Here is a 25,087-nt window from a genome sequence, read left to right on the forward strand (position 1 = left end):
GGTTCAGCGTGCTGAACCCCTTGTTCCATAAAGATGGAAGACCTGTTTTGAATACCGATTTCGCACACTATTACCAACGGATCCGCAGCAAGCAAAAGCGCGAAGCGCTGTTGTGGTCGCTCGGGCTGGTGGTGTTGTACCTGGGCGCCGGCAACCTCGCCGAGTTCAACCTGCACACTGTCTGGGTGTCTATTCCGCACTTCTTCGACTACCTGGCCGAAACCATTCCGACGCTGCACTGGCACCTGCTGTTCGCCGACGGGCGCACCGAAGGCTCGCTGGCCTATTGGGGTTACCGCCTGAACATTCAGCTGCCGCTGATTTGGGAGACCCTGCAGCTGGCGCTGGCGGCGACCATTTTCTCGGTGCTGGTGGCGACCGTGCTGGCGTTCCTGGCGGCCGGCAACACCTATACTCCGGCCTCGGTGCGGCTGGCGATCCGCACGCTGGTGGCGTTCTTGCGCACCATGCCGGAGCTGGCGTGGGCGGTGATGTTCGTGATGGCGTTCGGCATCGGCGCCATTCCCGGCTTCCTGGCGCTGGCGCTGCACACCATCGGCAGCCTGACCAAGCTGTTCTACGAATCGATCGAAACCGCCTCCAACAAACCGGTGCGCGGGCTGGCGGCCTGCGGCGCGACGCCGCTGCAGCGCATGCGCTTCGGCCTGTGGCCGCAGGTGAAGCCGGTGTTTCTCTCCTACAGCTTCATGCGGCTGGAGATCAACTTCCGCCAGTCGACCATTTTGGGGCTGGTGGGCGCGGGCGGCATCGGCCAGGAGCTGATGACCAACATTAAACTCGACCGCTACGATCAGGTCAGCATGACGCTGCTGCTGATCATCGTGGTGGTTTCCGTGCTCGACTATGTGTCGGGCGAACTGCGCAAGCGCGTGGTGGAGGGGGCAAAATGACAGCGGGCACTCCGGCGTCGGCGGAAACGCTGCGCCAGCTAAAACAGCAGCATCCGGCGATCTTCGCGCAGCAGGGGCGCTACCTGCGCACCGTCGGCCTGATCGCGCTGGCGATCGTGCTGTACTACGTGTTCTTCTTCCTGGTCTTCGGCATTAGCTGGCCGCAGTTTATCAACGGCTGCCAGCAGCTGGGGCGCTATTTCCTGCGCATGTTCGTCTGGCACGATTTCGTCAACTGGCCGTTCATGTACTACTTCCAGCAGATTGGCATCACCATCGCCATCGTGTTCGCCGGGACGATCACCGCGTCGCTGATCGCGCTGCCGCTGTCGTTCTTCGCCGCGCGCAACGTGATGTCGACGCCGCTGCTGCGGCCAGTTTCGGTGCTGGTGCGCCGCTTGCTCGACGTGCTGCGCGGCATCGACATGGCTATCTGGGGGCTGATCTTCGTGCGCGCCGTCGGCATGGGGCCGCTGGCCGGGGTGTTGGCTATCGTGATGCAGGACGTCGGGCTGCTGGGCAAACTGTACGCGGAAGGGCACGAGGCGGTGGACAAGTCCCCGAGCCGCGGCCTGACGGCGGTGGGCGCCAACGGGTTGCAGAAGCACCGCTACGGCATTTTCACCCAATCGTTCCCCACCTTTCTGGCGCTCAGCCTGTACCAGATCGAATCCAACACTCGCTCTGCGGCGGTGCTGGGCTTCGTCGGCGCCGGCGGCATCGGCCTGGTGTATGCGGAGAACATGCGGCTGTGGAACTGGGACGTGGTGATGTTCATCACCCTGATCCTGGTGGTGGTGGTGATGATCATGGATAAGGTCTCTTCGCTGCTGCGCAACAAGTACATTATCGGCGAAGATATCCCGCTGTATCAGCAAAAAAGCCAAATCGATTGAGAAACCCCTTGCCGATCCCTATACTGCCGCACATTCAAGGTGTGTGGCAGTCATTTCGTTTCGCAATGTGCGCACGTCCCCGTTAGACAAGTAAAGGCAATGCAATCCCATGATGAACAACGACGTGCTGCGCAGCGTGCGCTATATGCTGAGCATTAACAACGCCAAAATGGTCGAGATTATCAAACTGGACGATTTCGAAGTGGCGGTGTCGGCGATGGACGCTTACGTGATCAAAGAAGGCGAGCCGGGCTACGAGAAGTGCCCGGACGAAGTGATGGCGCACTTCCTCAACGGCCTGGTGTTCTTCAAACGCGGCAAGGACGACAAGTTCCCGGCGCCGGCGGTTGAACTGCCGATCACCAATAACCTGGTGCTGAAAAAGCTGCGCGTGGCGTTCGAGCTGAAAGACACCGACATGCACCAGATCTTCACCGCGGTGGATTTCCGCATCTCCAAGCCGGAACTGAGCGCGCTGTTCCGCAAAGAGGGCACCAAGAACTACCGCCCATGCGGCGATCAGATGCTGCGCTACTTCCTCAAAGGGCTGGCGCAGCGCGTTCGCGGCGAGTAACGCGCAGCGTTCACCGAGCATCAGGCGCAATCGCAAGGTTGCGCCTTTTTTATTATCTCTCTCCCGCCTGCCGTTGTTGTACAGGCCCTCAGCCATCCGTCATCGATGGAGGGCGCGCCGCCTATCCGGTTACTTTTTCATGGTCAATTCAATCCCCTAACCATGAGGAAAGCAGGATGCCAACCATCACGAAAACCCAATCACTCTACACATTGACCCGGCCGGTCTGGCTGGATGCGGCAGGCATGAGCAAGGGCATCGACCACGATCGCCAGCACCTGGGCATCATTCTCGCCGCCGGGCAGGTGCTGCGCGTGCGGCAGACCAACGCGGCGTTTACCGGCAAGTTAACGCTGCGCTTGCTGAATGACGACAGCAAAACGGAGGCTGAATTCAGCGTCGGCGCGAGCTGGGTCGAGGCCCAGGTCAATGCTGTCTCGGTACCCTTTATCGATACGCCGTACGGGCAGGGCGAACCGGTACTGGAGTTCGACTATCCGGACACGGCGAAAGCGCTGCCGGTTTATCGCCGTGGCGAAAACGAAGCCGCATTCTTTGCCCGTTGGGACGATCGGGACGCCGAGTTTGCCCTGATCGATGCGGAATACGCCGTATTGCTGGTGCCGAAAATCAGTAAACCGGCGCTGAAGTCGCTGGGCGAAGCGAAAAACATCGACGGGCTGATCGCCTACTACGACCGCATTTTCACTTTCTACAATGCGCTGACCGGCGTCTCGTTCGAGGCTGAACACGAATCCGATCGCAATATTCACAACCGCTATTTTATGAAGGCCGATAAACACGGCGCCGGCGCCGCGTATTACGGCGGCCGTTGGACGGCGGAAACCAGCGACTCGGTCAGCAGCTTCTGGCTGACGCCACAAGACAGCAACTGGGGCAGCCTGCATGAGATCGCGCACGGCTATCAGGGGCACTTTATGGGCGATAAATATTTCTCCACCGGTGAGATGTGGAACAATATTTATGCCGCTTGCTATCAGGACGTGATGCTGGGGGAACGCAAGTACCGGGAGGGGTGGCTGTATAACTACGGCAACGCGGCCGGCGTCGAGAAGAAAATCGTCGATCTGATCGCTCAAGGCACGCCGCTCAACCAGTGGGATCTGCGCTCCAAGCTGTTCTTCGCGATGCTGATGGTCGACAAGGCTGGCAAGAACGCCTTCACGCACTTTAATCAGCAGTATCGCCAAAGCTGCAATACGCCGGGCTTCGTGCCGTCAGAACATGCCTTGCTGGATCTGCTGTCGGCAAGCTTCGCCGCGGCCAGCGAGCAGATCGACGTGACGCCGTTCGTCGAGTTGACCGGCGGCGTGATCACGCAAACGCAGCGCGATCTCAACGCGTTCAGCCACGCCAAGGCGGTATATCCGCTGTATCAACTGGTGGATGCGCAGAGTTTGCCGGCGATGCAGGCGCAGCTGAAGCTGGATTCCTCCCTGCGCCTGGTCGATTCTTATCAGCTCAAGGCGAGCGGCCTGAAAGGCGATGTCACCCTGAGTCTGGATATCGATGATTTTGCGCAGATCTACGGTGAGGATTTGATCCTGATGGAAGGGGCGCGCTATGCCCACAAGGTCCGTATCGACGCGCCGACCCTGACCCTGGCTGCGTTGCCGATCGGCGTGTACACCCTGCGGTTGCCGACCGGCAAAGATCGCAAATACCGGCCAACGGCGGGTTACCTGACGGTGAAGCAGGGGAAAAACGCGGTGACGCTTCGCTTCGTGCGTAAAGCTGCTTCGCCGATCGTTTCACAGGAGATCAATCTGTTGGGCCTGAGCGATGCGGTCTTCGCCACCGTGGTCGTCGATCGCGCCAAAGGGGCGGTGGTGGTTGACGTGACCAGCACCACGCCGCACTCCTACTTCCCGGGTGAAACCTATGCCCGGGTGACGCTGCGCGATCGACAGGGCGCGGTGCGCTTCAGCAAGGAGATTCAGGGCACTCAGGCTACCTTAAGTCATGACGAGCTGCCGTTTGCCGAGGGTGATGATATCGAAATTTACCATGTGGAGCCGAGCCGGGTGCGCCTGAATCCGGCGGCGACCGGAGTTATCGATAACAAAAACAAAACCAACGTGCTGCGTATCGAAAAAAGCGGGCTGAAAAACCCGGCACTGTCCGGCGATCCTGAACAAGCGCTGCTGACGCGTCTGGAACAGGCTGCGCAGCGTTTACGCCGCCTGTTGCCAGCCTATTACGCGCCGTCGTCGTTCAAGGACGATATTTATCTGGCGATCGGCGCCTTCGCCGAGCCGCAGCGCGAGTCACTGTTGGCGACCTATCGGGATTGCCTGCCTGCCGACAATACGCCGCCGGGCGCCAACGTCGGCAATGCGTTTACCGTGGCTGCCAAAGGGATCGGCGATCGCCAGTTTCTAACCTGTGCCGTCGATCTGGTGAAGAAAACCGTGACCGTAACGTTGGCGGCGGGGATTGCTCACCACTACTTTGCCGACAGCTACGCCTTCCTCAGCGTGACGGATGCGGACGGTAGTACCTTGCTCAGCTACGACATCATCGGCAGCCAGAATCAACCGGCCAAAACCTGGGTGCTGCCGCTGTCGGGCTATGGCGGCGAGGTGATCCATCTGCGGCATGAAGAGCCGGACAACCGTCTGGCGATCGTCAACGAGATGCAGCACGTGCGGCTGGCGGAGAAGGGCAAGCAACAGACCTACTGCATTACGCCGGTCGGTTTGAAACGCATCAACGACTGATTCCACATAGTCCTTCCGGGGCGGTGAGTTTCGCCGCCCCGGTTTTCCTCTGCACATTGCCTTATTGCACTCTTTTTGTTCTCCCGTTGCGCGCCGCTGGTGCAGCCCGTTCGCCGGGGCTGTCATAAGTTTTAATTATAATTTATTGAAATCATGAGATTAAAAACTGGCACGCCGGTTGCTCTGTTGAATCCCATCTTGTGTACCAGATGGAATTCAGCCGATGAGCGAACCTGTTGAAGCGTGCGGTTTTACCCTCAGTGAATGGCAGCACCATTATCAAACCCGTCCGGCGGGCGAGCGCCTCGCCTGCGTCAGTGCGACGATCGAAAGGCTGATCGCCAGCCTGAAGCCGGACGATAACGCCTGGCTGTATTTTGCCACGTCGGCGCAGCGCGAGCAGCAGTATCGGCAGCTGGCGCAGAGGCTAGAGGCGGTCGCCGGCGATCTCAGTTGCTTGCCGCTGTTCGGCGTACCCTTTGCCATCAAAGACAATATCGACGTCGGCGGCTGGCCGACCAGCGCCGCTTGCCCGTCGTTCACCTATCAGGCCGCGGCGGACGCCACCGTGGTCGCCAGGCTGCGCGCCGCCGGGGCGATCGCCCTCGGTAAAACCAACCTCGACCAGTTTGCTACCGGGTTGGTGGGCACCCGCTCACCTTATGGCGCGGTGGTCAACAGCTTCGACAGCCGCTACGTCAGCGGCGGTTCCAGCTCCGGCTCCGCTTCGGTGGTGGCGCGCGGCCTGGTGCCGTTCGCGCTGGGCACCGATACCGCCGGTTCGGGGCGCGTACCCGCCGGGTTCAACAACATCGTCGGGCTGAAGCCGACCAAGGGGCGGTTGTCCAACCGCGGCGTGGTGCCGGCCTGCCGGTTGAACGACACCGTTTCGATCTTCGCGCTGACGGTGGCCGATGCGGCGCAGGTGGCGGAGCTGGCGAGCGGCTTTGACGCGGCAGATCCGTATTCCCGCGCCGATCCGCATACCGCGCCGGCGGATATTCCCGCCGCGCCGCGTTTCGCCGTTCCCGCCCAGCTGGAGTTTTTCGGCGACGTGCAGGCCGAGCGGGCGTTTCATCGTGCGCTGGCGCAGCTGCAGGCGGGCGGCGCCACGCTGGAGCCCCTCGATTTCGCGCCGTTTCGCACCCTGGCGGAACAGCTGTATTACGGCCCCTGGGTAGCGGAGCGCACCGTGGCCATTGAGCAGGTGCTGGAAGCGAACCCGCAGGCCATCGATCCGGTGGTGCGCGGCATCGTCGGCAACGGCCTGAGCTACAGCGCCTGCGACGCCTACAAGGCGGAATACCTGCGCGCCGAATTGGCGCGGCAAATCGCCCAGCGGCTGGCGCCGTTCGACGCGCTGGTGGTGCCGACCGCGCCCACTATCCGCACCCTGGCGGAGATGGCGCAAGAGCCGGTGCTGTTCAACTCGCAATTCGGCACTTACACCAATTTCACCAACCTGGCCGATCTGAGCGCGCTGGCGCTGCCGGGGCCGCTGCGCGAAGACGGGCTGCCGGCGGGCATCACCCTGATTGCGCCCGCCTGGCATGACCGGGCGCTGGCAGCGTTTGGCCTGCGTTGGCAACGGCAAAGCGCCTTGCCGCTCGGCGCTATCGGCCGGGTATTGCCGCCGCAGCCTGCGTCGGCGCCGTCCACAGGGCATGTGCGTCTGGCGGTAGTAGGCGCTCACCTCAGCGGCATGCCGCTCAACGTCCAGCTGACGCAGCGCGACGCGGTGCGGGTAGAGCAAACCGTTACCGCTCCCTGTTACCGCCTCTACGCGCTGGCCGATACCGAGCCGCCAAAGCCGGGGCTGGCGCGCACGGCACAGGGGGCGGCGATCCACCTTGAGCTGTGGGACATCCCGCTGGCCCGTTTCGGCGAGTTTGTAGCGGAAATCCCGGCGCCATTGGGCATCGGCACGCTGCTGCTGGCGGACGGCCGGCGGGTGAAGGGGTTTATCTGCGAAGCCTGGGCGTTGGAAGGCGCCACGGATATCACTGAGTTTGGCGGCTGGCGTAACTATCTCGCCAGCGTTAAGGGGGCATAAACATGTTTACTACCGTACTGATCGCTAACCGCGGCGAAATCGCCTGCCGCGCCATTCGCACCCTGAAACGCCTGGGCATAACCAGCGTGGCGGTCTATTCAGATGCCGACCGCAATGCGCCGCATGTCACCGAAGCCGACAGGGCGGTGGCGCTCGGCGGCGACAAGGCCGCCGACAGCTACCTGCGCATCGACAAGATCCTTGCGGCGGCCACCGCCACCGGCGCGCAGGCGATCTATCCCGGCTACGGCTTTTTGTCCGAGAGCGCCGAGTTTGCCGAAGCCTGCGAGGCGGCGGGCATCGCCTTTATCGGCCCGACGGCGGCGCAGATCCGCGAGTTCGGCCTCAAGCACCGGGCGCGCGAGCTGGCGGCGTTGGCCGGAGTGCCGATGACGCCGGGCACCGGCTTGCTGGAGAACGTTGAGCAGGCGGTTGCCGCCGCTGCGCGCATCGGCTATCCGGTGATGCTGAAAAGCACCGCCGGCGGTGGCGGCATCGGCCTGACGCGCTGTGACGACGAGGCGGCGCTGCGCGACGCGTACGATAGCGTCAAACGGCTGGGGGAGCAGTTCTTCCGCGACGCCGGCGCCTTTATCGAACGCTTCGTCGATCGGGCGCGCCACGTCGAGGTGCAGATTTTCGGCGACGGCCAGGGGCGGGTGGTGGCGCTCGGCGAGCGCGACTGCTCGCTGCAGCGCCGCAACCAAAAGGTGGTGGAAGAAACCCCGGCGCCGCACCTGCCGGCGGCGACCCGCCAGGCGCTGCATCGGGCGGCGGTGGCGCTGGGCGAGTCGGTGAATTACCGCAGCGCCGGCACGGTGGAATTCATTTACGACGCCGCACGCGACGAGTTTTATTTCCTGGAAGTGAACACCCGCTTACAGGTAGAGCACCCGGTTACCGAGATGGTCACCGGTCTGGATCTGATCGAATGCATGTTGCAGGTGGCGGCGGGCGACGCGCTGGATTGGGCGGCATTGCACCGCGCGCCGCAGGGCGCGGCGATTGAGGTGCGCCTCTATGCCGAAGATCCGCTGAAAAACTTCCAGCCCAGCCCCGGCGTGTTGACCGAGGTGCATTTCCCGACCGACGTGCGCCTCGACGGCTGGGTGGCGACCGGCAGCGAAGTCTCTGCGTTTTACGACCCGATGATCGCCAAGCTGATCGTCCACGGCGCCGATCGGGCGCAGGCGCTGGAAAAACTGCGCGTGGCGCTGGCGGCGACCCGTCTGCACGGCATCGCCACCAACCTCGACTATCTGCGGCAGGTGATCGCCACGCCGCAATTTCAGCGCGGCGACGTCTGGACGCGCCTGCTGGACGATGTGCGTTTCCAGCCGCACTGCCTCGAAGTGCTGCAACCCGGCACCTACAGCAGCGTGCAGGACTATCCCGGCCGCCTCGGCTATTGGGATATCGGCGTGCCGCCGTCCGGGCCGATGGACGACTTCGCGTTCCGGCTGGCCAACCGCATCGTCGGCAACCATCCGGCGGCCGCCGGGCTGGAATTTACCCTGCAGGGGCCGACGCTGCGTTTTCACTGCGACGCCACCATCGCGCTGACGGGCGCCAGCTGCCCGGCCGATCTGGACGGCGAAGCGGTCGCTTACTGGCGGCCGATTACGGTGCGGGCCGGGCAGGTGCTGACGCTGGGGCGCGCTACGCACGGCTGCCGCACCTATCTGGCAGTGCGTAACGGCTTCGACGTGCCGGTATATCTCGGCAGCCGCTCTACCTTCGCGCTCGGGCAGTTCGGCGGCCACGCCGGGCGCACCTTGCGCGTGGCGGACATGCTGGCGATCGCTCAACCGGCGCTGGCGGCCAGCACCACCCCGGCGCCGATCGCCGCGCCGCAGGCGATGGACGACAGCCTGATCCCGCACTACGGCGATCAATGGCACATCGGCGTGCTGTATGGGCCGCACGGCGCGCCGGACTTTTTCACCACCGAATCGATAGAGGCCTTCTTCGCCACCGACTGGCAGGTGCATTACAACTCCAACCGCCTCGGCGTGCGCCTGGCGGGGCCGAAGCCCGAGTGGGCGCGGGAGGACGGCGGCGAAGCCGGTTTGCATCCTTCCAACGTGCACGACTGCGAGTACGCCATCGGCGCGATCAACTTCACCGGCGACTTCCCGGTGATCCTGACCCGCGACGGGCCCAGCCTCGGTGGCTTCGTTTGCCCGGTGACCATCGCCAAGGCCGAACTGTGGAAAGTGGGGCAGGTGAAGCCGGGCGACCGCATCCGTTTCCATCCGATCGGCTTCCGGCAGGCGCAGTCGCTGGAGCAGGCGCAGCTTGGCAGCATCGAAGCGCTGGCGGCGGTGAAGGCCATCACCCTGCCACCGCCGGATCTGGCCCCGGCGGATACCGTTTCCGCCGCGGTGCTGGCGGCGCTGCCGGCGGCGGAGGGGCGCCCGGCGGTGGCGTATCGTCAGGCGGGGGACGGCTACATCCTGATGGAGTACGGCGACAACGTGCTCGATCTGGCGCTGCGCCTGCGCATTCATCTGCTGATGCAGTCGCTGCGCCAGGAGGCGATCCCGGGCGTGGCGGAGCTGGCGCCGGGCGTGCGTTCGCTGCAGATCCGCTACGACAGCCGGCAGATAAGCCAGGCCGACCTGTTGCAGCGCCTGCTGGCGCGCGAACGGGCGCTGGGGGACGTCAGCCGGCTGAAGGTGCCGACGCGCACCGTCTGGCTGCCGATGGCGCTCGAGGATTCGGCCACGCTGGGGGCGGTGGATCGCTATCAGCAGACGGTGCGCGCCTCGGCGCCCTGGCTGCCGAACAACGTCGATTTCATTCAGCGCATCAACGGCCTGAGCCGACGCGAGCAGGTGCGCGACATTCTGTTCGACGCCAGCTACCTGATCCTCGGGCTGGGGGATGTGTACCTCGGTGCGCCCTGCGCGGTGCCGCTCGATCCGCGCCATCGCCTGCTGAGTTCCAAATACAACCCGGCGCGCACCCACACCGCCGAAGGGACGGTCGGAATCGGCGGCATGTACATGTGCATCTACGGCATGGATTCGCCGGGCGGTTACCAGTTGGTCGGGCGCACGCTGCCGATCTGGAACAAATTCCTCAAAAACTCGCAGTTCACCGCCGGTGAACCCTGGCTGCTGCGCTTCTTCGATCAGGTGCGCTTCTACCCGGTCAGCGAGCAAGAGTTGGACGAGCAGCGCGAAGCGTTCCGCGAAGGGCGCATGCAGGTGCGCATCGAAGAGAGCGAGTTCGACTTCGCCGCATACACCCATTTCCTGGCCGACAACGCCGGGGCGATTGCCGATTTCCAGCATCGTCAGCAACAGGCGTTCAGCGCCGAAGTGGCGCGCTGGCGCAGCGATGACGATGAGGCCGAGGCGCAGCTGTTGCCGCCGGTGGAAGAAGACGCCATCGACGGCGATCTGGTCAGCGCCGATCTGAACGGCAGCGTGTGGAAGATCCTGGTGGAGCCGGGGCAGGCGGTGGCGGCCGGGCAGCCGCTGATCGTGGTCGAGGCGATGAAGATGGAGCTGGCGGTCACCGCGCCGCGCGCCGGGATCGTTAAGCGCATCAGCTGCCGGCAGGGGCGGCCGGTCGGGCCGGGCGACGCCCTGCTGTGGCTGGAAAAGGCGGTTTGAACGGAGGATCGATGATGCAAATCACCAACGGAGAGCACAAGGCGCGCCCGGAGGGGCTGGCGGAGCGCATTTATCTGCAGCTCAAGGCCGACATCTTCGAGTTTCGTCTGCTGCCGGGCGATCGCTTCAGCGAAAGCGAGGTGGCGCAGCGCATGGCGGCCAGCCGCACGCCGGTGCGCCAGGCGCTGTTTCGGCTGGAGCGTGAAGGCTATGTCGAGGTGCTGTTTCGCAGCGGCTGGCAGGTGCGGCCGTTCGACTTCGCCTACTTCGAAGAGCTGTACGATCTGCGCATCGTGCTGGAACAAGAGGCGGTGAAACGGCTGTGCGAAGGCCCGGCCGGGGAAACGCAGGGCGCGCTGGCGGCGCTGAGCCATTTTTGGGCCGAAGCGCCGCGACTGGCGGACGGCAAGGCGGTGTCGCAGCACGATGAGCAGTTTCATCAGGCGTTGGTGGCCGCGGCGGGCAACGGCGAAATGGCGCGCATTCACCGCGAACTGACCGAAAAGATCCGCATCATTCGCCGGCTGGATTTCACCCAGCAGGCGCGGGTGGACGCCACCTACCGCGAACACGCCGCCATTTTGCAGGCGATCCTGCAGCGGCGAAGCGGGGAGGCGCAAACGCTGCTCGGCGAGCATATCGCCGTCAGCAAGGCAGAGGTACGAAAAATAACGCTGCACATGTTGCACCAGGCGCGGGCTCAGCAGCCTGCGCGCTCGGCGTAACGATTTTGATTTCACACACATCAGGAGTTTGAACTATGCAACGTCGTCGTTTTATCAAAGCTTTTGCGCTGTCCGCCGCCGCTGTCGGCCTGGGCCTGGCCTGGAGCGCGCAGGCCGCCGACACCATCAAGGTCGGCATTCTGAGTTCGCTCTCCGGCACCATGGCGATTTCCGAGACGCCGCTGAAGGATGTGGCGCTGATGACCATCGACGAGATCAACGCCAAAGGCGGGGTGCTCGGCAAAAAGCTGGAGCCGGTGGTGGTGGATCCGGCTTCCAACTGGCCGCTGTTCGCCGAAAAGGCGCGCCAGCTGCTGAGCCAGGACAAGGTGGCGGCGGTGTTCGGCTGCTGGACTTCGGTGTCGCGCAAGTCGGTGCTGCCGGTGTTTGAGGAGCTGAACGGGCTGCTGTTCTACCCGGTGCAGTACGAAGGCGAAGAGATGTCGCCGAACGTGTTCTACACCGGCGCGGCGCCGAATCAGCAGGCGATCCCGGCGGTGGAATACCTGCTGAGCGAGGACGGCGGCAGCGCCAAACGCTTCTTCCTGTTGGGCACTGATTACGTCTATCCGCGCACCACCAACAAGATCCTGCGCGCTTTCCTGCACAGCAAGGGGGTGCAGGACAAGGATATCGAAGAGGTCTACACGCCGTTCGGCTACAGCGATTATCAGACCATCGTCGCCAACATCAAGAAATTCGCCGCCGGCGGCAACACCGCGGTGATCTCCACCATCAACGGCGATTCCAACGTGCCGTTCTACAAAGAGCTGGCCAACCAGGGCGTCAAGGCCACCGACGTGCCGGTGATCGCCTTCTCGGTCGGCGAGGAAGAGCTTCGTGGTATCGACACCAAACCGCTGGTGGGCAACCTGGCGGCCTGGAACTACTTCGAATCGCTGGATAACCCGACCAATAAACAGTTTGTCAGCCAGTGGAAAGCCTACGCCAAGGCGCACAACCTGCCGAATTACGCCACTGCGGTGACCAACGACCCGATGGAGGCCACTTACGTCGGCCTGCATATGTGGGCGCAGGCGGTGCAAAAGGCCGGCACCACCGACGTCGATAAGGTGCGCGCGGCGATGGCCGGGCAAACCTTCGCCGCGCCGTCGGGCTTCACGCTGACCATGGACAAAACCAACCATCACCTGCACAAGCCGGTGATGATCGGCGAGATCGAGGGCAACGGCCAGTTCAACGTGGTGTGGCAGACCGAAGCGCCGGTGCGCGCGCAGCCGTGGAGCCCGTATATCGCCGGCAACGACAAAAAACCGGATTACCCGGTGAAAGGCGGCAAGTAACGTCACTCAGCGCCGGCGCGGCCCAACGCCCGCCGGCCCAACAGAAGAGGCAGCTGATGCAATCTCCGTTTTTATCCTCTCTGCGCGCCGGGCTGTGGCTGCTGTGCGCCTGGCCCCTGCTGGCGCAGGCTGGGCCGGCCGATGAGTTTGCGGCGGCCAACCGTGCACAGCAGGCCAAACTGCTGCAGGCGTGGGCGGCCGAGCCGGACGCCGCGCGCCTGCCGTTGCTGCAGGGGCTGCAGCAGGAAACCGTGGCGATCGACGGGGCGAAGCGCGCCTTTATCCGCCAGGGCGACCGCTATCTGCCGCTTGAAGGTGAGGCGGCTCCGGTTGGCGAACCGAAGAAGGTGTGGCTGAACAACCGGCTGCGCATTCTGATCGCCAACGCGTTGTCGGCGCAGCGATTGGTCAGCACGGATGCGGCGGTGCGGCTGCAGGCGGCGACCGCGCTGCAGCGTGAGGCGCAGGGCGAGCAGTTGCCGCTGTTGACCCGGCGGCTGGCGCAGGAGAAAGACCCGCAGGTGCACGACGCGCTGAGCATTGCGCTAGCCAACCTGCAATTGACCGACGCCAGCCCGCAGGTGCGTTTCAATGCGGTGCGGCTGCTGGGCGAATCGGGCGAGCCGGAAACCCGCGCGCGGCTGCAAGCGTTGACCGATGCTGCCCACGAACCGGACGCCGCGGTGCGCGCCGAGGCGCAACGCAGCCTGCAGCGCGTGCAGCACCGTCTGATGATCGGCGATCTGCTCGGCCAGGCGTTCAGCGGCCTGTCGCTCGGTTCGATCCTGCTGCTGGCGGCGCTCGGCCTGGCGATCACCTACGGCCTGCTCGGCGTCATCAATATGGCGCACGGCGAAATGCTGATGCTCGGCGCCTATTCCGCTTACCTGGTGCAGGGGCTGTTTCAGCAGTGGTCGCCGCAGTGGCTGGCGCTCTATCCGCTGGCGGCGCTGCCGGTGGCGTTCGGCATCACCGCCGGGATCGGCATGCTGCTGGAGCGCACGGTGATCCGCCACCTGTACGGCCGGCCGCTGGAAACCCTGCTGGCTACCTGGGGCATCAGCCTGGTGCTGATCCAGCTGGTGCGAGTGCTGTTCGGCGCGCAGAACGTCGAGGTCGCCAACCCGGCGTGGCTGTCGGGCGGCGTGCAGCTGTTGCCGAACCTGGTGCTGCCGTGGAACCGCATCGCGGTGATCGCGTTCGTGCTCTTGGTGCTGGCGTTGACCTGGCTGCTCTTGAATAAGACCCGCCTCGGCATGAACGTGCGCGCGGTGACGCAAAACCGCGCGATGGCCGCCTGCTGCGGTGTGCCCACCGGGCGGGTGGACATGCTGGCTTTCGGGTTGGGATCCGGCATCGCCGGGCTCGGCGGGGTGGCGCTGTCGCAGCTGGGCAACGTCGGGCCGGAGCTGGGGCAAGGCTACATCATCGATTCGTTCCTGGTGGTGGTGCTCGGCGGCGTCGGCCAGCTGGCGGGGACGGTAGCGGCGGCCTTTGGCCTCGGCATCGTCAACAAGATCCTCGAGCCGCAGATCGGCGCCGTGCTGGGCAAGATCCTGATCCTGGTGCTGATCGTTCTGTTTATTCAAAAGCGTCCGCAGGGGCTATTCGCCCTTAAGGGCAGGGTGATTGACTGATGAGCCAACCATTGACCGTAACCGGCGTGCAGAAAGCGCCTCGGCTGGCGTTGAGCATCGGCGCGCTGGCGTTGCTGGCGCTGCTGGTCATGCCGTTCATGACGCTGTTGCCGGCGGATCATCCGCTGGCAGTGTCCACCTATACCCTGACGCTGACGGGCAAGATCCTGTGCTACGCGGTGGTGGCGGTGGCGCTCGATCTGGTGTGGGGCTATGCCGGGCTGTTGTCGCTCGGCCACGGGCTGTTCTTCGCGCTCGGCGGCTACGCCATGGGCATGTACCTGATGCGGCAGGCGGCGGGCGACGGGCTGCCGGCGTTTATGGCGTTCCTATCCTGGACTGAGCTGCCGTGGTTCTGGAGCGGCACCCAGCATTTCGCCTGGGCGCTGTGTCTGATCGTGCTGGTGCCGGGCCTGCTGGCCTTTCTGTTCGGCTACTTCGCCTTCCGCTCGAAAATCAAAGGGGTGTATTTCTCGATCATGACCCAGGCGCTGACCTATGCCGGCATGCTGCTGTTCTTTCGCAATGAGACCGGTTTCGGCGGCAATAACGGCTTTACCGGTTTCACCACGCTGCTCGGCTTTCCCATCACCGCCGCCGGCACGCGGGTGGCGCTGTTTCTGGCGACGGTGCTGCTGCTGGTCGCCAGCCTGGCCATCGGCTTTGCGCTGGCGCGCAGCAAGTTCGGCCGGGTGCTGACTGCGGTGCGCGATGCGGAAAACCGCCTGACTTTCTGCGGCTACGATCCGAAGGGCTTCAAGCTGTTCGTCTGGACGCTGTCGGCGGTGCTGTGCGGGCTGGCCGGCGCGCTCTATGTGCCGCAGGTCGGCATCATCAACCCCGGCGAAATGTCGCCGACCAACTCGATCGAGGCCGCCATCTGGGTGGCGCTTGGCGGGCGCGGCACGCTGGTGGGGCCGCTGCTCGGCGCCGGCATCGTCAACGGCGCCAAGAGCTGGTTCACCATGGCCATTCCCGAATACTGGCAGCTGTTCCTCGGCCTGATGTTTATCGTCGTTACGCTGTTTCTGCCCAAAGGGGTGATCGGCCTGCTGCGGCGGAGGAAAAGCTCATGAAGGCGATGCAAGTGACCGACGAGCTATTTACCCATCCGCTACCGGCGGATAAATATCGGCAGCAAACCGATCCGGTGCTGCAGCTCGACAACATCAACGTCAGCTTCGACGGTTTTCGCGCGCTGACCGATCTGTCGCTGCGCATTGGCGTCGGCGAACTGCGCTGCGTGATCGGCCCCAACGGGGCCGGCAAGACTACGCTGATGGATGTGATCACCGGCAAGACCCGGCCGGACAGCGGCAGGGTGTTTTACGACCAGACCGTCGATCTGACCCGGCTGGCACCGATGCAGATCGCCCACGCCGGCATTGGCCGCAAGTTTCAAAAGCCGACGGTGTTCGAGGCGCTGACGGTGTTCGAAAACCTGGAGATCGCGCAGAAAACCCGTAAGTCGGTGTGGGCCTGCCTGCGCGCCCGCCTGAGCAGCGAGCAGCGCGACCGCATCGACGAGATGCTGAAAACCCTGCGGCTGGGGCATGAGCGCCACCGGCCCGCCGGGTTGCTGTCCCACGGGCAGAAACAGTTTCTCGAGATCGGCATGCTGCTGGTACAGGAGCCGCACCTGCTGCTGCTCGACGAACCGGCGGCCGGCATGACCGACGCCGAAACCGACTACACCGCCGAACTGTTCCGCGAGCTGGCGGGCAAGCATTCGCTGATGGTGGTGGAGCACGACATGGGGTTTGTGGAGACCATCGCCGATCGCGTGACGGTGTTGCATCAGGGACAGGTGCTGGCGGAAGGATCGCTGGCGCAGGTGCAGGCCGATGAACGGGTGATTGAGGTATATCTGGGGCGCTGAGGAGGCGTAATCATGCTGCAGGTAGAGGAATTGAATCAGTATTACGGCGGCAGCCACATTCTGCGCGGCCTGTCGTTTGAGGCGCGCATCGGCGAAGTGACCTGCCTGCTGGGGCGCAACGGCGTGGGCAAGACCACGCTGCTGAAATGCCTGATGGGGCTGATCCCGGCGCGCAGCGGCAGCGTCCGTTGGCAGGGCGAAACCATCACCGGTAAAAAGCCGCACCAGCGGGTGCAGGCGGGCATCGCCTATGTGCCGCAGGGGCGGGAAATCTTCCCGCGTCTGACGGTGGAAGAAAATCTGCTGATGGGGCTGGCGCGCTTCTCCGGCGGCGCCGCGCGCACGGTGCCGGATCCGATCTATGACCTGTTTCCGGTACTGAGGCAGATGAAGGATCGGCGCGGCGGCGATCTCTCCGGCGGGCAGCAACAGCAGCTGGCGATCGGCCGGGCGCTGGCCTGCCGGCCGCAGTTGTTGATCCTCGACGAGCCGACGGAAGGGATCCAACCGTCGGTGATCAAGGAGATCGGTGCGGTGATCAAGCAGCTGGCGGCGCGCGGCGATATGGCGATCCTGCTGGTGGAACAGTTCTATGACTTTGCCGCCGATCTGGCGGACAGCTATCTGGTGATGTCGCGCGGCAGCATCGTGCAGCGCGGCGCCGGCAGCAATATGGAACAGGACGGCGTACGTGGGCTGGTGGCGATTTGAACGAGGCAAAGGGAGCCGCATGTCTGAAAGTCGTGCAGCTGTTTCTCCTTGCGGATGTTATGGACTAATCTAAAAGGCGTTTTTTATTAATCCCTTGCCATGGATAGCTAACATCATCATGAACGAAATCACTGTGTCACGCCTCGCTTGCATCGTCCTGTCCCTGTTTCCGGCCCTGTGGGGGCTGTTCAGCCTGTTGAACAATACGGCGGACTTCGCCGGCACCGCGCGCAATGCGGTGGGGCCGCTGCTCGCCATGCAAGATACCTATCAGACGCCGGGGCTGATGTGGCGCGCCGTCACCGCCGACTGGGCCTGCATGTTGGGGTTGGCGGTCATCACCGCGCTGGAAACGCTGGCCGGGTTGCTGGCGACGGCCGGCGTGGTGCTGATGGTCGGGCGATTGAAAGACCCTTACGCCGCTTTCGCCAAGGGTAAAGCCTGGGCGATGCTGGGGGCGCTTTGCGCGATCGCGGTGTGGGGCGTCGGCTTTATGGTGGTCGCCGGCGACTGGTTTATGGCCTGGCAAGCCAAAGAGAACCCGCTGGCGGTGCAACTGGGGGCGCTGATCTACCTGGCGCCCAATGCGTTTGCCTTGCTGTTCCTGATGCTGCAGCGGGAGCCGCGCTAAACGGCGGCGGAGCGGGGCGCGGTTACAGCGCCTTGCTCATATACCAGATGCCTATCGAGCCTTGGGCGCTGGTGTAGCAGGTCTCGCCACAAATGCTCAATCCCTGACGCTGATAAAAACGTTGGGCGCCGGTGTTGCGTTGCAGCACCTCCAGCCACAGCGTTTTTTGCCGGCGCTCGATGGCCCGCCGCTGCACCTGTTCGAACAGGCGCTGGCCATAGCCGTTGCCGGCGTGGCCCGGCAGGAAATAGATTTTCTGCAGCTCTGCGCCGATTTGTTCGGTTGGTGCCAGCAGGCTGTCGAAGTTCACCCGCGCATAGCCGACGAGGGCATCATTCTCATAGGCCAACAGCCAGCACACGTCGGGATCGCGCAGCGTCCGTTCCAGCGCGGAGACGGAAAAATCCTCGGCCAGAAAGGCCTCCAGCTCGTGCGGGTAGTGCCACAGCTCACCGAAGTGCGAACGATAGGTGCTGATGCCGATATCGCGCACCTGGGTTAAATCTTCTACCAATGCCTGACGGACGGTGAACATGAGTGAACCTCATCGAAGCGAGAACCGATGAGTATAGCGGCTTAATTTTCAAGATGTCGCGGCGTTTCGCGGCGAAAGCCCAGGCCGATGATGCGACCGAACAGGCGTGGCAGCCAACGGCTGTTGCCGACGCGAGCGATCAGGCGCGAACCGCCGGCGGCGCGACGCTGACCCGGCTTGCGCTGGCTCATTTTGATCTGCAAAAACTGGATCGCCCGGGTGGGGAACTCACGCCGGCGCTGCACGCTCAGCAAATGTTTCAGCTGCAGCCGATGTTGGCGCAGCGGCGGTATCAGGGCGTTGGCGGCGGCTACCGCGTCCTGAATCGCCAGATTGACGCCCACGCCACCGATCGGTGACATGGCGTGCGCGGCGTCGCCGATGCACAGCACGCCCGGTTTGGCCCAGCGATCCAGACGATCGATGCGGATGCTCAGCAGTTTCAGCTGATCCCACTCGACGATCTCCTGCAGGCGATCGTCCTGGAATGGCGCCACCTCGGCGAGGTGCAGCAAAAATTTCTCCAGCCCGTTGCGGCGGATCGCGTCGAAGCTGCCTTTGTCGATCGAGTAGCCGCACTGCCAGTAGTCACCGCGATCGATCATGATGAAGTTCTGCTTTGGCCCGGTGTGGCCCATTGACCAGGCCGGATCGCCCGGCTGCTTGCTGAGCTTCATCCACAAGACGTCGCGCGGGGCACCGAAGGATCGGCTGCTGAGCGCCGCCTGCTCACGCACCACCGAGTTGCGGCCGTCGGTGCCGATCACCAACTGGCTGCGCACGCGGATCGGGCCTTCCGGCGTGTCGGCCAGTACGCCGCATACCTGGCCGCGGTCATACAGCAGCTCATGAACCTGCGTTGAGGTCAACAATCTGAAATTGGGAAAAGCGGCGGCCTGCTGTGCCAAAAAATTGAGGAACTCCCACTGCGGCATAAAGGCGATAAATTTGCAGCGCGTCGGCAGGCGGGTGAAATCCGCCAGCTTGATGTCGCGCCCGGCGACTTCGGCGTGCAGGGATTCCGCGCGCTGGTGCGGCAGCGTCAACAGTTCATCGAGTAGGCCCAGCTGATGCATGACTTCCAGCGTCGAGGGATGAATGGTGTCACCGCGAAAATCGCGCAGGAAGTCGGCGTGCTTCTCCAGCACCGTCACGTCGATCCCCGCCCGCGCCAGCAGATAGCCGAGCATCAGCCCGGCGGGGCCGCCTCCCACGATGCAGCAGGCGGTGGCGTAAGGTGTGATCGGTGATGACGACATGGCGGTTGACCCCGGAGAGCGGCCCGCATCCCGCGAACCGCAAATGAGTGTTTAGTATTGATAATGATTATCAATATCATATTTAACTGTCAACCCGCGGCGCAGTGTGGTCAAAGGGAGCGGACAGATGGCCGACGCGGAACAGCTGGCTGTTTTGCGGCCGCGCCTGCGGCGCTTCACGCCAGATATCCAGCCGTACTAACCGCCACTCGGCGGGATCGAACGCCACGATGGAGGCCAGCGCGCCGGGGGCCGCCTGCAGTTGGCGACGCAATGCAGGCAGATCGCTGTAGGGGGCGATGGCCTGTTCCTGACGGGTCGCCCAAGCGGCCTCGGCCAGATGAAGGCGATCGAAATGCGTCAGCCACGGCAGCCAGTGGCTGACGCGCGGCCAGCCGAACGCCTGGCTGAGGCCCCTGAAGCCTTCGCCGGCCAGGAAGTCGCTCATGCCGGCGCTGCTGTTCCACAGGTAAAAAGGAGCGTAGAGATTCTCGGCGCTGCCTTCGCTGCGCTGCGCGTACAGATAGGCTTTGACGATCAGCTGCGGGCAGGCGTCGAGCAGGTGGCCGAAATCGGCAATGCGGCGGCGAACGATCGCCATATCGTAGTCGGCGGGCAGGGTGAAACGGTATTGCATCGCGAGCATAAGGATTCTCCTGAAAGACATTGACCCGGAGAGCGTGACACGCCATCTTTATCAGTAAAATCGGTATTATTTTGATTGATGGTTCAGAAAATCAGGACGGTCAGCATGGGACGAATTACCTTCGATCTCGAGGATTTACGCAGCTTCGTCACCGGCGTCGAGCTGGGCAGCTTCGCCAAGGCGGCGGAACGGCTGGGGCGTTCGACGTCGGCGGTCAGCGCCCACCTGAAAAAGCTGGAGCAGCAGGTCGGCGCGCCGATCCTGCGCAAGGCCGGACGCGGCATGGTGATGACTGAGGCGGGGGAGACCCTGCTCGGTTACGCGCGCCGTCTGCTGGAGCTCAATGATGAGGCCGCCGCCGCGGTGCGAGGATTGGATCTGCAGGGCACGGTGCGGCTGGGGCTGCAGGAAGATTTCGGCGAGACGTTTCTGCCGCAGGTGTTGGGCAGCTTCGCGCGCGCCAATCCGAAGGTGCGTATCGAGGCGCGCATCGCCCGCAATGCCGAGTTGATCGACTGGGTGCTGAAAGGCCAACTGGATCTGTCGCTGGCGTGGGATGGCGGTTTGAGCACGCCGTTTCATCAGGCGCTGGGGCAGCGGCAACTGCACTGGATCGCCTCGCCCGGCTTCGCGCTGGCGCCCTGGCGAGAAGGGGATGAGCCGCTGCCGCTGGTGATGTTCGACGCGCCCTGCCTGATGCGCAGCGCGGCGACGCAGGCGCTGGATCGCGCCGGCATCCCCTGGCGCATCGCCTTTACCAGCCGCAGCCTGAATGGCGTGTGGGCGGCGGTGAACGCCGGGTTGGGCGTCACGGTGCGGGCGGCTGCCGGTTTGCCGCCCGGCCTGACGCCGCTGGCGCCCGATTTGCTGCCCGCTCTGGGCCAGCTCGGCGTGGTGCTGCACCGCGCCGAGGATCAGCCTTCTGCCGCCGTGCAGCGGCTGGCGCAGATCGTGGTCGAGCGGATCGAATCTTAATCTTTGGCGATCGGCTGCTTGCCGCTCAGTTGGCCCCATTCGCTCCAGGCGCCGTCATACAGTTTGACCTGCGGAGCGCCGAGCGACAGCAGGCCGAACGCCAGCACCGCCGCCGTTACGCCGGAGCCGCAGCTGGTGATGATCGGGCCGTTGATGTCCACGCCCTTGTCGCTGAAGGTTTGGCGCAGCGCTGCCAGCGATTTGAAACGGCCGTTCTCCAGCAGCTCGCCGTACGGAATATTGATGCTGCCGGGAATGTGGCCGCGATGCAGGCCGGGGCGCGGCTCTGGCGCTTCGGCATAAAAGCGCGGCGCGGCGCGCGCGTCGAGAATTTGCACCGGCGTGCCTAACGCCTGCTCCACTTGCCGCATATCCACTACCGCTTCGGCGTTGAAGCGGGCGTTGAAGGTCTGCGGCTCAGGCTGCACCGGGCCGGTTTCCAGCGCTTGCCCCAGCGCGGTCCAGCCGTTCAGCCCTTCGTCCAGCACGTAAACGCGCTGGGCGCCGAAATTGCGGAAAGTCCACCAGCCGCGCGGCGCGGAGAACTGGTTGCCTTCGTCGTAAATCACCAGGGTGTCGCGCTCGCTGATGCCCAGCTTGCCCGCCGCTGCGCCGAATTCCGCCGCCGTTGGCAACATGTGCGGCAGCGTGGTGTTCTTGTCCGCCACCTCGTCGATGTCGAAGTAGACCGCGCCGGGGATATGGCCGCGTTCGAACTCGGCAAGCATGTCTTTTTTCGGCGTCAGCCCGACCGGCGACATTCGCACGTCGAGAACGACCAGATTTTCATCGTTGATATGTTGCGCAAGCCATTGGGGAGTCACCAGAAACGGAGAGTTCATCGTCATTGTTCGCCTGTTGTGAAAACGGGTTTTCACTATACACCAGGCCGCGCGGGGATGAAGTATGATGTTCAGTGACAGGGGATGGACGGGGTGAGGAGAAAATATGACGGAACGGGCGTTTGGCGGAGCCAAGATCGCGCTGCTGTGCGACGGTTTCCTGCTGGTTTACCAACGGGACGATAAGCCGGGCATTCCGTGGCCCGGCCTGTGGGATCTGCCCGGCGGCGGGCGGGAAAACGGCGAAACGCCGCTGCAGTGCGTGCAGCGGGAGACGCGGGAAGAGTTCGGCGTATCGATCGCCGAACGGCAGATCGTCTGGCGGCGGCGCTACGACGGCATTTCGCCCGGCGGTTCGCCGACCTGGTTTATGGCCGGGATGATCACTCCGGCGCAGATCGCCGCGATTCGCTTTGGCGACGAGGGGCAGCGTTGGCGGATGATGCCGGTGGAGCAGTTTATTCACCATCCGCAGGGTATCGAACATCTGCGCCGCCGGGTGGCGGAGTATTGGCGGCAGGGCGGTTAACCCCGTTGTTTCAGGACGCCGCCACTCGGTTGATCTGCGCCGGCTCCAGGATGCGTAAGTCGGTTTCCCGGCGCGCCACCGCCAGCATCGCCAGCCCAACCCGCTCGGTGGTGGTCACCTGAGCGGGAAGCAGCCGCAAAGCGCTAAGCCACAGCGGTTTGAACAGCCGATAGGCCAGATCGTAGAGGCGGGTTTTGGAGCGAATGCCGTGCAGCGGCACAATGGCGCCAGGGCGGAACATCACCGCGTGGAACGGCAGCGTCAGCAAGGCGTTTTCGGTAGCGCCCTTGACCCTGGCCCACATGCTGCGGCCGCGTTCGCTGCTGTCGGTGCCGAGGCCGGAGACGTAAATAAAGACCATCGTCGGGTTCAGCATCGCCAACGGGCGGGCGGCGGCCAGCGTCAGATCGTAAGTCACCGCGCGATACTCGGCCTCGCTCAGGCCGGCGGACGACGTTCCCAGGCAGAAGAAACAGGCGTCGTAGCCGGCGAGCTGCGGCTCCAGCGAAGACAGGTTGCGCAGGTCGGGCAGGGTGAGCTGACGCAGTTTGGCGTGGCTCTGGGCCAACGGGCTTCGGCCGATGCTGAGTACTTCGCTGACCTGCGGATCGCGCAGGCATTCCCGCAGTGCGCCCTGGCCCACCATGCCGCTGGCGCCAAAAATAATCACTTTCATGTTCTGTTCTCCCGTTGGCCGGCGGCGCGCTGCGTGCGCCAGCGGCTGGGCGTCAGCGCCTCCCACTGCATGAACGCGCGGCTGAACGAATTCAGTTCTTCAAATCCCAGTACAAAGGCGATTTCTCCCGGCTCGAGATCGGTGTCCGCCAACAGCCGACAGGCGGTGCGGTGGCGGGTTTTGTCCAACAGCTGCTGGTAGCTGTAGCCGTGCTGTTGCAGGCGGCGCTGCAGCGTGCGCGGGCTGAGATAGAGCTCAGCGGCCACGCTGTTGACGCTGGGGCGTTGGCCGCGCATGCTGCGCCCGAGGATCGCCATCACCTGCGTCGGCAGATCGTGTTCCGCCAAAGAGCGGGCCAGCTCCGCCTCCAGCCCCGGCAGCAGCACCGCCAGCATGTCCTGGTTATAGGTGACGAAGGGTTGACGCATCAACGCGCGATCGAACACCAGCACGTCCAGCGGGGCGTTGAATGCCACCGGGCAACCGAAATAGCGCGCCAGCGGGGAGGCGGCATCCGCTCGCCGGGTCAATTCGATCGCCAGCGGCTGCAGGGGCAAGCCGGTGCCGCGTCGACACAGGGTGGTGATGGCGGCGAACATGGCGTCGATCAGCATCGCCGGCGCATGGCCTTCGCTCATGGTCCAGCGAGTGTGCAGGCGCATGCTGTCGCCGTCTTCCACCAGCATCAGCTCCTCCGGGCAGACCAGCCGTTTGTAGCGCGCGATCTTTTGCAGCGCTTCGCCCAGCGTCGCGGAATGCAGCGCGGCGACCGAAGCGATGTCATAGTGTTCCGGCGCCACATCGCCGCCGAGGCGCAGACCGAAACCCGGGTCGTCGCTCAGCTGCGGCAGGGTGCGCCAGACGGAGAAAAATTGCTGCGTGGTGAGTTTCACCTTGTCGCGCCGTTCGCCGAACAGCCCGGCGGGCAACCCGGCCAATCGGCCGAGCTGCTCGATATCGACGCCCAGCGCCGCCAGGCGTACCGCCAGTGCGCTGGAGACCGGAATTTGATCGCTGCTCAATGCGGGCTCCTTAGGGTTTTCCCGTCACCACCGCCGCCATCGCGGCGTGATCCGGCGAGCTGTCGTCGTGGTCGGTGCTCAGGCTGAGAGCGCGGAATGCCGTGTCTTCCGCCTGACGTTCGGCCAGGATCTGCGCTGCCATATGCACCGCGTCGCTGCCGAGCAGCAGGCGCAGCGGAGGGGCTTCCAGCGCCGCCAACTGCAGGATCGCCTGCGCCGCCTTGGCCGGATCGCCGGTTTGGCTGCCGTTATGCTGCTGCAGGAAGGCCAGCATCGGACCCAGCGTCGGCTGATAGGCTTCGCCGATCGGCGCAATGGTCATTGAAGAACCGGCCCAATCGGTGCGGAAGCCTCCGGGCTCGACCATCGTCACCTTAACGCCGAACGGCGCGATCTCTTTGGCCAGCGATTCGGAGAAACCTTCGACCGCCCACTTGGCGGTATGGTAGGCGCTGAGACCGGCAATGCCGAGGCGAGCGCCGATGGTGGCGATCTGGATGATATGGCCGCTGCCCTGCCGGCGCAATATCGGCAACGCCGCGCGGGTGACGTTGAACACGCCGAAAAAGTTGGTCTCGAGCTGCGCGCGGAAGTCCGCCTCATCGGCTTCTTCTATCGGCGCGATATTGCCGTAGCCGGCGTTGTTGACCAGCACGTCCAGCCGGCCGAAGCGTTCGATCGCCGTGCGCACCGCGCGTTCGGCGGCGCTGGCGTCGGTGACGTCGAGCGCGACCGTGGCGACCCGATCGCCGTAGCGTTCCACCAGCGGCTGCAGCTGTTGCGCCTGACGGGCGGTGGCGACCAGACGGTGTCCGGCGGCCAGCACCGCCTGCGCCAGCTGTTGGCCCAAGCCGCGGGAGCTGCCGGTGATTAACCATACCTGTGACTGAGACATCATGACCTTCCTGATTGCGAGTG

General features: G+C 64.1%; 22 protein-coding genes. 15 read left to right on the forward strand and 7 right to left on the reverse strand.

The features are described from left to right. Positions 1-47 precede the first annotated feature (47 nt). From phnE (AAIE04_RS02780) to AAIE04_RS02840, 13 genes are all read left to right on the forward strand, one after another. Positions 48-911: a phosphonate ABC transporter, permease protein PhnE gene (gene phnE, locus AAIE04_RS02780; protein ID WP_019454695.1), complete on the forward strand. Its 864-nt coding sequence runs from the start codon at positions 48-50 to the stop codon at positions 909-911. Then, positions 908-1,807, forward strand: coding sequence for a phosphonate ABC transporter, permease protein PhnE (phnE, locus tag AAIE04_RS02785; RefSeq protein WP_498576443.1), 900 nt, complete (start codon positions 908-910; stop codon positions 1,805-1,807). Before phnE (AAIE04_RS02780) ends, phnE (AAIE04_RS02785) begins: the two co-directional genes overlap by 4 nt. 109 nt (positions 1,808-1,916) lie before the next feature. Continuing rightward, positions 1,917-2,381, forward strand: a complete 465-nt coding sequence (locus AAIE04_RS02790) for a YehS family protein (RefSeq protein WP_004939471.1) — start codon at positions 1,917-1,919, stop codon at positions 2,379-2,381. 176 nt (positions 2,382-2,557) lie between these two features. After that, positions 2,558-5,122, forward strand: coding sequence for a putative mucin/carbohydrate-binding domain-containing protein (locus tag AAIE04_RS02795; protein WP_498576444.1), 2,565 nt, complete (start codon positions 2,558-2,560; stop codon positions 5,120-5,122). Between the two features lie 223 nt (positions 5,123-5,345). Next, positions 5,346-7,175, forward strand: a complete 1,830-nt coding sequence (atzF, locus tag AAIE04_RS02800) for an allophanate hydrolase (protein WP_498576445.1) — start codon at positions 5,346-5,348, stop codon at positions 7,173-7,175. 2 nt (positions 7,176-7,177) lie between these two features. Then, complete coding sequence (uca, locus tag AAIE04_RS02805; protein WP_498576446.1) at positions 7,178-10,798, forward strand: urea carboxylase; 3,621 nt, start codon at positions 7,178-7,180, stop codon at positions 10,796-10,798. 14 nt (positions 10,799-10,812) lie between these two features. Further along, on the forward strand, positions 10,813-11,523 hold the full coding sequence (locus AAIE04_RS02810; protein WP_498576634.1) for a GntR family transcriptional regulator: 711 nt from the start codon (positions 10,813-10,815) through the stop codon (positions 11,521-11,523). A 35-nt stretch (positions 11,524-11,558) separates the two neighbouring features. Then, positions 11,559-12,827, forward strand: coding sequence for an urea ABC transporter substrate-binding protein (urtA, locus tag AAIE04_RS02815; protein WP_498576447.1), 1,269 nt, complete (start codon positions 11,559-11,561; stop codon positions 12,825-12,827). Positions 12,828-12,883: 56 nt separating this feature from the next. After that, complete coding sequence (gene urtB, locus AAIE04_RS02820; protein ID WP_498576448.1) at positions 12,884-14,464, forward strand: urea ABC transporter permease subunit UrtB; 1,581 nt, start codon at positions 12,884-12,886, stop codon at positions 14,462-14,464. Further along, the gene (urtC, locus tag AAIE04_RS02825) at positions 14,464-15,540 is read left to right on the forward strand and encodes an urea ABC transporter permease subunit UrtC (protein ID WP_063918989.1); all 1,077 of its coding nucleotides are present in this window, start codon (positions 14,464-14,466) and stop codon (positions 15,538-15,540) included. Before urtB ends, urtC begins: the two co-directional genes overlap by 1 nt. Next, positions 15,537-16,343, forward strand: a complete 807-nt coding sequence (urtD, locus tag AAIE04_RS02830; RefSeq protein WP_019454685.1) for an urea ABC transporter ATP-binding protein UrtD — start codon at positions 15,537-15,539, stop codon at positions 16,341-16,343. Before urtC ends, urtD begins: the two co-directional genes overlap by 4 nt. 12 nt (positions 16,344-16,355) lie before the next feature. Continuing rightward, positions 16,356-17,054, forward strand: a complete 699-nt coding sequence (gene urtE / locus AAIE04_RS02835; protein ID WP_063918990.1) for an urea ABC transporter ATP-binding subunit UrtE — start codon at positions 16,356-16,358, stop codon at positions 17,052-17,054. Positions 17,055-17,172: 118 nt separating this feature from the next. After that, positions 17,173-17,685, forward strand: a complete 513-nt coding sequence (locus AAIE04_RS02840; protein WP_019454683.1) for a DUF2165 family protein — start codon at positions 17,173-17,175, stop codon at positions 17,683-17,685. A 22-nt stretch (positions 17,686-17,707) separates the two neighbouring features. Here the strand turns inward: AAIE04_RS02840 and AAIE04_RS02845 are convergent, their stop codons facing one another. The 3 genes from AAIE04_RS02845 to AAIE04_RS02855 all read right to left on the reverse strand — a co-directional run bounded on the left by AAIE04_RS02845 (position 17,708) and on the right by AAIE04_RS02855 (position 20,125). Then, positions 17,708-18,220, reverse strand: a complete 513-nt coding sequence (locus tag AAIE04_RS02845) for a GNAT family N-acetyltransferase (protein WP_019454682.1) — start codon at positions 18,218-18,220, stop codon at positions 17,708-17,710. A gap of 41 nt (positions 18,221-18,261) precedes the next feature. Then, positions 18,262-19,479: an FAD-dependent oxidoreductase gene (locus tag AAIE04_RS02850; RefSeq protein WP_025159999.1), complete on the reverse strand. Its 1,218-nt coding sequence runs from the start codon at positions 19,477-19,479 to the stop codon at positions 18,262-18,264. An 82-nt stretch (positions 19,480-19,561) separates the two neighbouring features. After that, positions 19,562-20,125 carry a DUF4865 family protein gene (locus tag AAIE04_RS02855; protein ID WP_498576449.1) on the reverse strand — a complete coding sequence of 188 codons (564 nt, stop codon included), beginning with the start codon at positions 20,123-20,125 and terminating at the stop codon, positions 19,562-19,564. 105 nt (positions 20,126-20,230) lie between these two features. On the opposite strand from AAIE04_RS02855, the gene AAIE04_RS02860 reads away from it, so the two are divergent. After that, on the forward strand, positions 20,231-21,100 hold the full coding sequence (locus AAIE04_RS02860) for a LysR substrate-binding domain-containing protein (protein ID WP_063918991.1): 870 nt from the start codon (positions 20,231-20,233) through the stop codon (positions 21,098-21,100). On the opposite strand, the gene sseA is transcribed toward AAIE04_RS02860, so the two are convergent. After that, on the reverse strand, positions 21,097-21,942 hold the full coding sequence (sseA, locus tag AAIE04_RS02865) for a 3-mercaptopyruvate sulfurtransferase (RefSeq protein WP_025159998.1): 846 nt from the start codon (positions 21,940-21,942) through the stop codon (positions 21,097-21,099). The two genes, AAIE04_RS02860 and sseA, sit on opposite strands and share 4 nt — an antisense overlap. A gap of 106 nt (positions 21,943-22,048) precedes the next feature. Here sseA and AAIE04_RS02870 point away from each other — a divergent pair, with 106 nt between their 5' ends. Next, the gene (locus AAIE04_RS02870) at positions 22,049-22,471 is read left to right on the forward strand and encodes an NUDIX hydrolase (RefSeq protein ID WP_198635619.1); all 423 of its coding nucleotides are present in this window, start codon (positions 22,049-22,051) and stop codon (positions 22,469-22,471) included. Between the two features lie 10 nt (positions 22,472-22,481). Here the strand turns inward: AAIE04_RS02870 and AAIE04_RS02875 are convergent, their stop codons facing one another. Genes AAIE04_RS02875 through AAIE04_RS02885 form a run of 3 tightly spaced genes read right to left on the reverse strand, consistent with a single transcriptional unit; the run spans position 22,482 to position 25,067 of the window. Then, entirely contained in the window at positions 22,482-23,147 is a 666-nt protein-coding gene (locus tag AAIE04_RS02875; protein ID WP_432525436.1) for a Rossmann-fold NAD(P)-binding domain-containing protein, read from the reverse strand. After that, on the reverse strand, positions 23,144-24,169 hold the full coding sequence (locus AAIE04_RS02880) for an AraC family transcriptional regulator (RefSeq protein ID WP_498576450.1): 1,026 nt from the start codon (positions 24,167-24,169) through the stop codon (positions 23,144-23,146). The genes AAIE04_RS02875 and AAIE04_RS02880 overlap by 4 nt, the downstream gene beginning before the upstream one ends. 10 nt (positions 24,170-24,179) lie before the next feature. Then, positions 24,180-25,067: an oxidoreductase gene (locus AAIE04_RS02885; protein WP_498576451.1), complete on the reverse strand. Its 888-nt coding sequence runs from the start codon at positions 25,065-25,067 to the stop codon at positions 24,180-24,182. Between the last annotated feature and the right edge of the window lie 20 nt (positions 25,068-25,087).

The sequence above is a fragment of the Serratia sp. Ae19-1 genome (assembly GCF_059801225.1).